Below are 7,865 nucleotides of genomic sequence, written 5' to 3' on the forward strand. Positions count from 1 at the left end.
AAAAATCCTCATTTCTGGACAGACAATAACCAGTCAGGAATTTACGCTTTTTTCATGGTTCTGGCAAAATCGAGCATCCTCCTGATGGGGACCTGTGCTTTTGAGGCAAGTTCGCTGGAAACCTTGATTTCATTTTTTCCAGTTTTCAACACTTCTTCCAGGTTCTGCAGGGAATTCATTCCCATCCATGGGCAGTTGGCACAACTCTGGCAGGTAGCCCCTTCGCCAACGGTCGGTGCCTCCATGAGGATTTTTTCCGGTGCCAGCTGGCGCATTTTGTTGAAGATACCGGCATCCGTTGCCACAATAAATTCACGGTTCGGCATATCAGTTACTGCCTTGATGAGGGCAGTGGTGGAACCGACCACGTCAGCAAGTTCAATAACCGCTTCCGTTGATTCCGGATGCACAAGAACTGCTGCATCCGGATGGAGTTTCTTCAGCCTCTCAAGGGCCACCGAGCGAAATTCCTCATGAACTACACAGGATCCCGGCCAGAAAATCATTTCAGCTCCGGACAACTTCTGCACATATCTTCCCAGGTGTTTATCAGGGCCCCAGAGAATCTTCTCACCTTTCTCTGCCAGATGATTGATGATGGGCAGGGCAATACCGGAGGTGACTACCCAGTCCGAGCGGGCTTTTACCTCCGCGCTGGTATTGGCGTAGACAACGACTGTATGGTCAGGGTACCGGTCACAGAAGGAGGAAAACATTTCATGGGGACATCCTTCATCAAGGGAACAAGTGGCTGCCGGCTCGGGCATGAGAACCCGCTTTTCATTGTTCAGAATTTTGGAAGTTTCACCCATAAAGCGAACTCCTGCTACAACAAGAGTTTCCGCTTTATGCTCGGTACCGAATCTGGCCATTTCAAGGGAGTCGGCGACGCAGCCACCGGTTTCTTCTGCGAGATCCTGCAGGGCGCCACTGGTATAATAATGGGCAACAAGGACACCGTTCTGTTCCTCCAGCAGTTTTTTGATCCTGTCCTTGAGAGCTCTGGTTTCCTTTTCGGTCAGCTCAGGCCAGACCGGGTGAGGGGGCACCGTGATTACTGGAAGTGACGGTTGTTCCGGATCAGTAGTTTGTGTTGTCATTGTAGCACTTTATGCCTCAAATTTTCAGATCACTTTGAAGAAATACCTCCATTTTCAAAGTGCCCTGTATTGGATATTGTAAAAACCAGGAATGAAAATGATTCTTTTGCAGGAGAATATAAGTCTAATGGAGAAATAATGAAACCTAAATCCTGTACTTCAAAAAATGAAAAAATGAAAAAATGAACTTATTCTTTTATCCGATAGATTCTCAAAGAAGCGGCTGCTTCTCTCTGTTACCGGGTGATCTTAGAATGGCATCACGGTATTTCAAGAGGATATCAACTGTACGGGTGGCACGTTTCGGGGCAAGATTGTCCCCCGGAGGTGTACCGAGTCTTTCTTCTATATAGATCAGGTATTCGTATATTTCCCGGCCATCTCTGGTGGTTTTCAGAAGATCAAAAATGTGGGGAAGGTAGGGCAGGTATTCGTCCCTGTATTTTTTGTCAATGGAAATACAGAGCGCGTCCCAGACATGAAACAGCACTTCATCTGTTGCCACATAAAGTTGTTGTTCCTGTTCAGATCGTATTCTCGTGAGGTGTTGAAAAGCCTGTTCGGGCGAATATATCTTGAATTTTTCTGTGGAATCTTTTTTTTCTTCCATAACAACTGGAGTCTGGTGATCAGGGTCCGGTATAAAACAACTGCAGGTCACTTTGAAAATTAATTATTTTCAAGGCGCCTTGTAAGATTTTATCCAATGTTTCGGCCTATGAAAAAATGAGCTTTGTGAGCAAACACAACTCAGATGAAATAAAATAACAGAGTTGTCGCTCCTGCGGGTGATTATGTCTATAGGTTCTTCGAATCTGGTCAATGTGAGACTCTTTCTCATCGGGTGTTGAACGCCCTACTATAACAAGATTAATTTTGTATGAAACAGTTTTTTTGACATGGTCCATAACCAATTCGTCAGAGCCGGGGTAATGGTGATTGCGCACAGGCATCGTGCATCTTTTCACGGTCTCTTTTGACCCACAGGAGGGTTATACTTGACATGATAGCCTGTAAAATCAGCGGAACCTGTGAACATTTATGGAAAACGAAAGAATATTCACCAGGTCGTACTCAAATGGTCGATATCTTCTTTAAAATGGTCCGGTGCGTTTCTTTTCAACTCCTCGACGAGTTTTTTCTTCGTTTGTTTTAATCCGGGTTCAACAATCTCTACAGTTTTTCTCCGGGTATGAATGACAAGTTTTGTCTGCAGCATCCTGGGGGCCACAAAATCTGCTGTTCCGGTAATGGTTCTTGTGGTTTTCAAGCTGAAACCGAGGATTTTGTCCCAGGGAAGCGATTGAGTTTTTCCAATGGAATAAACACATATTCCATTTTTATTGATTTCAATACGTTGACCAAACTGGCTGAAGAAAAAAACAAACAGGATTGTTACCGGAATATAGGCTGTTGCCATCATACCTGTTGCAACAGGATCATACAGGTATGGAGCAATACCGGTGATTTTCATTAAACCCCAGGAAACAAGACCATAGCCTATCATGCTTAAAAATAATATTACTATTCCGTCCCCCAGAAAATGGGACCATCTGGGATTGAGGAGGATTCCGGGAAGAGTTTTTCCGGCCTTACGCATCAGTAAAATCCCTCCTGAAAAAAATATTACTGCAAGGATATATCTGACGAAGTTATTTTGAAAGGGCGGTGGCCCCTTGAACGGGTTGCCGTAAAAGGGGCCCAGGCCCAGGACCAGTGACATGCTCAACAGAATGTAACCCCCGAATCGGTAGTAATATCTTCTCATGTGTGTTTCAACAATCCTGAAATCGTCATGGGTTCAGGTCCTTCTGTTACTGATTGAGATATAAAACCCAGTGATTTTTTAACCCCAGTCCGGTACCGGTTGCTTCCCCTTCAATACGGCCATTCTTCAGTTTACCTCTGTATGTCTGACTGCATGGACCTTTATATCCCTGGCCGGAACAATCCCTCGTGATTGTAACAGAATCTGCAGAAATAATACCTGTCATAGGATCAACACGCTTATGGGGGCAACAGGCCCATTGCGAAGTGCCGGTTATCCTGCTGTTTATTACCTTGAGCTTCCAGGTTGAATGCCATGTCGTACCGCCAATCTGATGATCGACCCGATAACTTCCACTGGTAAGGTGCGGTACAAATCCGTTTGAAACAGGTGGAGAACCAACAGATATGGCTGCTGCTGCCCCCGGCACCTTTTTCCAGGTTCTCAATTGATCATTCCACCTGTAAATGCCGTGTCCTCCTGTAATATTTTCAACTCCGATAATCCAGGCGGTTTTTCCGCCGATTGAAATATCACTGGCCTTTCCGGGCAACAGTTCCCATCCTGTATCTTTCCACCGCAATATGTTCCCGTCGATATTGACAAGCCATGGATTGCCGGAAGAGTCAACATCGATACGGATTCCTCCGCCCGGGTACTGATCCCATCCGGAACCGTTCCAGTGGTATATTCCATACCCACCTTGAACCCGATTTACCCCGAGGACAAATACACTCCCTTCCGGCCCGATTCCTATATCTGTCGCCTTGCCGGGAACATGTTCCCAGTGACGGTCTTTCCAGCGAAAAATATCTCCCCTGTTATTGACTACCCAGGGGATGCCGAAATGATTGACATCGATTCTGACGGCTTCTCCGGATAACCTGACAAAGGCCTGAACATCGTCCATCCAGCGGGAAATTGAATGACCGTGGGGTAAAACGTCGTCACCTGTGATCCATACCGTGCCATTGGAACCGACGCCGATATCAGTCGCTTTTCGTGGGATATATTTCCAGCCTGTTCCATTCCAGCGGAATATCTGATGGTTGCTGTTGAGAATCCAGACATAGTCTTCCGACTTTTCGAGCCTGTTTTTAACTGAATTTACAGGATACGCAGCCTTTCTTACCGCAATACCTCTCCAGCAGATACTCCCTCGATTGTAGTTGCCACCCCTGTAAGCAGTGGAGTCTGCATCACCCATCCAGATGACACTGCCGTCTGTTATCTGAGGGGGCGCAGTATGAGCATCGTGCATGGGAATAATGCCGGAAGCTTTACTGATCAACTTATTATCGAGATACAGATCAAAGGATTTTTGAGAGGGGTGAGCTTCAATACGTATTTTGTACCAGCGACCCTGTTCAAGATTCATTACGTCTTTCAGATTGTAGGGTCGGCCAGGTTGATAATGTGCCAGCATGGTTCCCCAGTCGATCATCATATAAATAAAACCGTCACTGTAAAGAATTGGGAAATGATTATCTGACGTATTCAGTTTAATGTCAAACCGGACGGTATAATCTCCAACCAGCTTGTAAGGTCGATATGTTGTAAACCATGCTCCACCGGGCTGCATTGCGTCAATGCAGAGTTGATTTCCCTGGATCGTGCACTGGCCACCTGAGAGGGAGTGCCGCTCCCAGGTGTTGACAGGAAAGAGAGAGGTTTTATTTGCTGAAATCGGTTGCTGCCCGCCATGAGGGAGGAGGGGAGCCTTTAATCGGATTTCACCTTTCTGCGAAATTTCTCCGGTCTGTCCCCGATTGATTATCTTGAAGCTGTCCGAGTTGTCTGCACTGCTTTCTATACGTGCCCGGCCCTTTAAGGTTTTTACGGTAACACTCATATCCGGATGAACAGTGACAATAAAATCGGTGTCAAGGCCGATAACTTTAGCATTGGGATGAAATGTAAACCAGTTACCGGAGTTTTCGGGACCAACTGATACGGTAAAATGGCCACCTCCCTGACGTTCAAGACTGACAAAACGGGCACTTCCTTTACGTACGCGGACAGTTACAGATTGAGGTGACAGAAATCCAAGTTCTATCAGACTGTTTTCACTGAGCTGAATACTTCCCCACTGGTGATTGCCGATGTTCAGGTGCAGAAGGGCGTTGCTGGTCGATTTACAGCCGATATCTTCCCAGGGCAGAACCCTGGTCGGGTAAGTTTTGACAGTATTTTCGAGTTCCCGGATCTCACCATTCCTGAGAGCCAGTGTCCGTTTGAATACTTTTCCACTCCCGGAAGCGATCTCCACTCTCATGTTTTTCAGGGCAGTTCTTGGAATATCATGGGTTAGCCAGGTCCTCAGCCAGTCCCATACCTTTTTTGATTCAGTTATGGCGACACCAGGCAGAGGAACAGCCGGAGAGTGAGCGGTATGCTCAAGTGTCTTGTATTTGACACCGTTTAAGAATGCAGATGCCATAGGCACAACGTAATCATCGGTAATACCGAAAATATTGCCATATTGAACCCCGGGCCGCAAATGCCTGCCTGCTGTTTCCCCTCTGTTCAGAGCTTTCATGAAGGCACTGTCTGCGTAAAGCTGGGTGGCGGCAATACGGTGTTTCCCAAGAAAGTCACTGACAAAGACACCTGCTGCATAATCGGTGAAACTGACTCCATGATTTGGGGTGCCGACCATGATCAGTTTGCGGATATCTCCACGAAACTGTGGATATCCCTGGATATAATTCCGTGCAATAAGCCCACCCATGCTGTGTCCGATAACATCTACGCACTTCCCTTTGAATCCCAGCGCTCTGTATCGTTTAAGTTCCCGCTTGATATTCGCTGATAGAGATTTTGATTGCGCATTGATCCCCTGATTGCCTGAATAGTATTCATCGATAACGGGATCAAACCTCTCACCACCCAGGTAGGTCTGCAGCTTTCCCCAGGTTGACATGCCACCTGTAAATCCGTGTACGAGCATGACAGGTGGTCGGGTGAGCTGAATATTTACAGTGAAAAGAACTTGATGGCCGTCGGGATACTGGTAAGCAAATTCAACGGGAACCGAGGCAGCCATTGGTGGTCTGCCTGAGTTGAGGTAAAAGCTACCACTGCTGATGGCATCGGTTATTATTTTGCGTGCTTTTCCGGTCAGGATGACTTTCTCATTGAGACTTGATTTTTGCAGGTAAACAGGTGGACAGTATTTCAGAGCTATCTGTTTTTTGTGATTCAGTGGAATTGTGGTGCATTGAGAATCCGAGCCGATACATTTAACAGTACCCAGTGAAGGTTGTTTGACTTTCAGGACCCCCCTGGGTAACCTGCTTGTATTGATGATAATTTTTATCCATGTTTTCCCATCTGCAAGAATTCCCTTGTATGGTTCACCTGTCAACGGATTTTTTTCAAGAAACGCTTCGATCCGGTTCACAGGTATTGTCACCTTACGACTCATTTTGTCAGTATGAATAACATATGTATAGGATTGTTGTTTTTCATCAGTGTGTTTCACGATAAAATCAACTGTTCCCGATGAGTCTGTGATTTTTTTCAGTCTATTGTTTCCATTTTCCAGAATTACTGTTTTTGCGGAAATATTCTGTGTATTGCCTCCAACAAGCCTTATTTTTATTCTGGCCATGTCTCCTGTTTTGGAAAAATGATTCGGTGAGACTGAAACTAACATGTCTTTTTTTGCACAGCCGTCAATTTCAACTGCTGTACCGTAGGGAGTATTGGGGCATTTGTCTCGGTTATCAGGGATTCCGTCCCGGTCTGCATCGTGGATGACATTACCTTTGTCTGAAATCAGACCAGAAGCTGCACTAATTCGATAGAGTTCTTCTGCGAATTCCATTTTAGAAAAACCGAGGTTTAATTCAGGTTTTGGATTGTTAACAGTAAAAACAAAGCGGCCGGCCTGCCATGAATCAATGTTTTTGCCCGATCCTAAACCTAAGGCTGTTTTATCATGAAAGGTACGCCTGGAAGCAGATCCCCATAGTTTAATCTGCTTCAGGATATAATCCTTTGCCGCTGCCGGTGAATTCCATGCATATATCCACACCAGGGTTTTTCCTGAGCAATAGCCACGTTTATCAGTGAGTGGATAGTTCAGACCGTACCGTACAGCCTTGTTCGCGCGTTCGGGGCCAACTATCTCCACACAGAAAGTGGTGCCGTGATAAGATGCATAAGTGCAGTGAGTTCCAGGACCTACAGCAAAGGTGGTTCCGGTTTCTTCCAGTACATGCTTGATGATTGTTTCCTGCCTGTCATGTATGCCTGTACTGTTTATGTTTTTGGCAAGGATTGGATTACTGCCGCTAACACAGAACCAACACAATAATATAACACGAATAATTTTCAGAAACCCTATAGAATTATACATTATTTTCTCCCACTTACCTTTTTCCTCCGTCAATAGAACCAGCTTGCTCCCCTTGAAAAGATTTATGATAATATGGATCGTTTCCTTCATGCAGATCCTTCAGTTTTGATTCCTTCTGTCGTATCAAATACAAGGTAACTGTATGGCACAATGCCGTTAATAAACCTGCAGCCAGGACGGCTGCAGTCAAGCCCCCTTGGACGGGTTTAAGTGCCCCTCAGAAAAGAACAGAATGGGGCTCATTGTCTAAGTTAACGACATTGACTGTATACATGCACCTTATTTTCACGGTATCTTTTGCCCGCATGTATATTAGGGTTTTGAGAACAAAAGAACCGCTGACAGTCTGTGGAAGCTCTGTGCGGTTATAATATATCATCATCAAAAAAAAAATTATAGAATGGATTGATCCCGATATGTCCAGAGCACTGAATTTGGAGAGGTGGTTTTTGAGAGTACAGGGAAACAGAAGAGCAGGTGGATTCTTTATAATTGCAGGAAACCACGGAAAAAGAGTAGGAATTGAGTCCAAAAAAAAGGCCAATAGAGCTAAGAAAGATCATTAAACTCTATTGGCTGAAATTCTGGTGACCCCAAGGGGACTCGAACCCCTGTTCCCGGCGTGAGAGGCCGG

4 protein-coding genes are annotated in these 7,865 nt (G+C 45.5%); all 4 read right to left on the reverse strand.

Annotated features, from left to right (window positions below):
• Positions 1–41: 41 nt before the first annotated feature.
• Positions 42–1,100: a quinolinate synthase NadA gene (gene nadA / locus ACXLDX_RS02515; protein ID WP_457575617.1), complete on the reverse strand. Its 1,059-nt coding sequence runs from the start codon at positions 1,098–1,100 to the stop codon at positions 42–44.
• 211 nt (positions 1,101–1,311) lie between these two features.
• On the reverse strand, positions 1,312–1,710 hold the full coding sequence (locus tag ACXLDX_RS02520) for a hypothetical protein (protein ID WP_457575618.1): 399 nt from the start codon (positions 1,708–1,710) through the stop codon (positions 1,312–1,314).
• 450 nt (positions 1,711–2,160) lie between these two features.
• Positions 2,161–2,700 (reverse strand): hypothetical protein, encoded by a 540-nt coding sequence (locus ACXLDX_RS02525; protein WP_457575619.1) that lies wholly within the window; start codon positions 2,698–2,700, stop codon positions 2,161–2,163.
• Positions 2,701–2,914: 214 nt separating this feature from the next.
• Complete coding sequence (locus tag ACXLDX_RS02530; RefSeq protein WP_457575620.1) at positions 2,915–7,321, reverse strand: PGAP1-like alpha/beta domain-containing protein; 4,407 nt, start codon at positions 7,319–7,321, stop codon at positions 2,915–2,917.
• Between the last annotated feature and the right edge of the window lie 544 nt (positions 7,322–7,865).

Source organism: Desulfomarina sp. (assembly GCF_054039375.1).

Excerpts from the sequence above, each read along its gene's own strand:
- nadA (WP_457575617.1), bottom strand. The coding sequence starts at position 1,100 with ATGACAACACAAACTACTGATCCGGAACAACCGTCACTTCCAGTAATC.
- ACXLDX_RS02520 (WP_457575618.1), bottom strand. The coding sequence starts at position 1,710 with ATGGAAGAAAAAAAAGATTCCACAGAAAAATTCAAGATATATTCGCCC.
- ACXLDX_RS02525 (WP_457575619.1), bottom strand. The coding sequence starts at position 2,700 with ATGCGTAAGGCCGGAAAAACTCTTCCCGGAATCCTCCTCAATCCCAGA.
- ACXLDX_RS02530 (WP_457575620.1), bottom strand. The coding sequence starts at position 7,321 with ATGAAGGAAACGATCCATATTATCATAAATCTTTTCAAGGGGAGCAAG.